Origin of the sequence: Algoriphagus sp. (genome assembly GCF_024642405.1) — a bacterium.
Taxonomy (GTDB): domain Bacteria; phylum Bacteroidota; class Bacteroidia; order Cytophagales; family Cyclobacteriaceae; genus Algoriphagus.
This window is the reverse complement of record NZ_JAHEBC010000453.1, coordinates 1-2,764: the sequence shown is the minus strand read 5'-3', so window position 1 is coordinate 2,764 and position 2,764 is coordinate 1. Positions and strand designations below refer to the sequence as shown.

Sequence of the window (2,764 nt, the reverse complement as noted above, 5' to 3'; positions counted from 1 at the left end):
TTTCATCCATCTTTTGATAAAGCAATTTTACGTATCAATATTCATCCATTCATTGAACCCACCGTTAATGTACGTTTCTCCAGCTCTTCCTAGATGAAATAAAGTATCAAAAGCTCTAGCATGATCTTTCACAAACAACCAGTCTCTGATATTTTCACTTTTCCCATAAACTGGTAAAGGCTAATTGTTTTTGATTTTATTAATATAGATTGGATTAAGCTTCTCTGAAAAATATTTGGACCTTAATCATTTGAACAATTCGTTACTACTGTTTTCAATTTGTAGGAATTCGAAAAAGCTTTTACAAATAAAAAGACTTCAAACACCTATTTGGGAAAAATTAAACTTTCAGAAAGTCATTCTTAATAAAAAAAATCTGAATATTCATTCTATTTTATTTTGTACAATGCTATTTCAGGACGAGAAAGATTGTATGATAAAAAAAACCTTTTTATCTCCGTCCGAATTATATAATTTACTAATCCTCTGAACTTTGTATTTGGCAGGCAGCTTTTTAAGCTAACTAATTTAGAAAAAGGCTAATCCTATATTAAGAAATTTATAATTCCATGGCTAGGTTCAACATTTCAGGGATTTCAAAAAAGTCAATCTTGAATTTGGATAAATAAATGAAGTTCTAATTCAATTAAAAATACCCAAAATCAAGCAAGTGAAAATCAAGCATCAACATTTTTTTCGAAAAATAAAGGAAAGTCTCCTCCATATAAATAGAGAATTCAATCCTCATTTTTTGTTTCTATTGCTTATGCCATTATTGGCTTTTCATTTTCAATCAAGTTATGCGCAGACTGAATTTACAGAAGTCAGCTTTGAACAGAAAAATATTCCTAAAAGATCCAAATACTTTTTAATTGGAAAGGTTATTCAATTAGAGACTTCTGAACCATTGGCAGGTGTTTCAATTCACATTGACGGAATCTTTACAGGAAATAATACTGATACATTAGGACAATATGCCCTAACACTTGATTCAGGAAAACATCGGATCGTTTTCAGGGAATTTGGAAAAAAACCAGCTCCTTATATAGTCCTACTTTATGGAGATGGCCAATTGGACGTAACTCTAGCTGATCGGGATTTTGAATTGGAGGTATTCACGGTACAGGCAGAGGAGCGCGACAGAAACATCCGGAGTGCAATTACCGGTGTCACCAAAATGAACATCGACCAAATAAAACTAGTGCCGGCATTTTTGGGAGAGGCTGATATTTTCAATGTACTCCAATCAATGCCTGGAGTGACTTCTGTAGGTGAAGGGTCTGCAGGAATGAATATAAGAGGCGGTCAGGCAGATCAAAACCTGATCCTGATGAACGAAGCCCTAGTGCTCAGTAATAGCCACGCATTGGGTTTCCTATCGTCTTTTAATGGTGATGCACTCCAAAATTTCACATTGTATAAAGGAACAGTGCCGAGTTACTTTGGGGGAAGGAGTGCCTCAGCATTAAACATAGAAATGAGAAAAGGTAATAGAGAAAACTGGAAAGGCAGTGCTTCTTTAGGAACTGCTGTCAGTAAATTACTGATAGAGGGGCCTATCGTTCCAGAAAAAACTACAATGATATTTACCTCCAGGTTATCCAACGCCAATTGGCTTTTGAACAAAGTAAAAGAAGTTGATGTCCAAAATAGCAAGATTAACTTCCATGATCTTTATTTTGGGATCAATCACCAATTTTCTGAGAATAACAGTCTTGATTTTAACCTTCTAAATACTGGAGATTACTTTAGGTTTTCCAATCAGTTTGGATTTGAATGGAACAATCTTGTCGGGTCTCTGACTAGCCGAAATCTATTGACTGATAACTTCTCCCTTGTCGGCTTGGCAGCTTATGGATCATTCAATAATGATTTTTTTGAACCCTCTGAAATAGACCCTTCCAAAATTGAAAATGGTCTTTATTATTACCAAGGGAAAATAACAGGTTTATTAACTCTCGATAAGGTGGACATCACCTTCGGTGGAGAAGCTATCAAATACAAAATGAGGCCCGAATCTCTTCATCCACTATCGGCAGAATCGGGGATTGAAGCACAGACAATTCAAAAAGAAAGTGGATTGGAATATGCACCCTTTGTATCAGCTGACTGGAATCCATCAGAAAAGTTATCTGTTTCAGGAGGAGTCAGGTATTCAAATTATTTACAACAAGGCCCTGATTCAGTTTATAAATATCAAGAAGGAGCTCCAATGTCAAGATTGACGATTACAGGGGTTGATTTTATAGAGAGCGGACAAGTGGTGAAGTACAGTGGTTTTGAACCAAGACTTTCTTTTCGTTGGACATTTGGCAACTCCAGTTCCCTCAAAGGGGGTTATTCGGTCATGAACCAATACCTTCAAACCATCTCCAACGCCACGGGCCCAACTCCAATAGATCTTTGGCAGTTGAGCACAACCTATATCCTACCTCAGAGGTCCCAAAATGCTTCTTTAGGATACTTCCGCAACTTCAAAGAGGATCAGTGGTCTACTTCATTTGAGGGTTTTTACAGGACTACAGATAACCAATTGGAATATCGGGATTTTGCTGATTTGTTTGTAAATCCGCATATAGAAACCGAATTGATCCAGGGAGAAGGTAAAGCTTATGGTGCTGAATTATTGATCCAAAGAAACATTGGTGGTATCACAGGTTGGCTCGCCTATACCTATACCAGGTCATTGATTAGAACCACCTCAGGATTTGCTGAAATTCAGGTCAATCAGGGCAATTGGTTTGCTACCAATTTTGACAAACCT

General features: G+C 36.7%; 1 protein-coding gene and 1 pseudogene. One reads left to right on the top strand and one right to left on the bottom strand.

Features of this window, described 5'->3' with window-relative positions:
* Positions 1–308 (bottom strand): annotated as a pseudogene (locus Q0L68_RS19230) (NAD-dependent epimerase/dehydratase family protein); the annotation flags it as partial.
* 443 nt (positions 309–751) lie between these two features.
* On the opposite strand from Q0L68_RS19230, the gene Q0L68_RS19225 reads away from it, so the two are divergent.
* A partial coding sequence (locus Q0L68_RS19225; RefSeq protein ID WP_296705867.1) for a TonB-dependent receptor occupies positions 752–2,764 on the top strand: 2,013 nt, incomplete at its 3' end.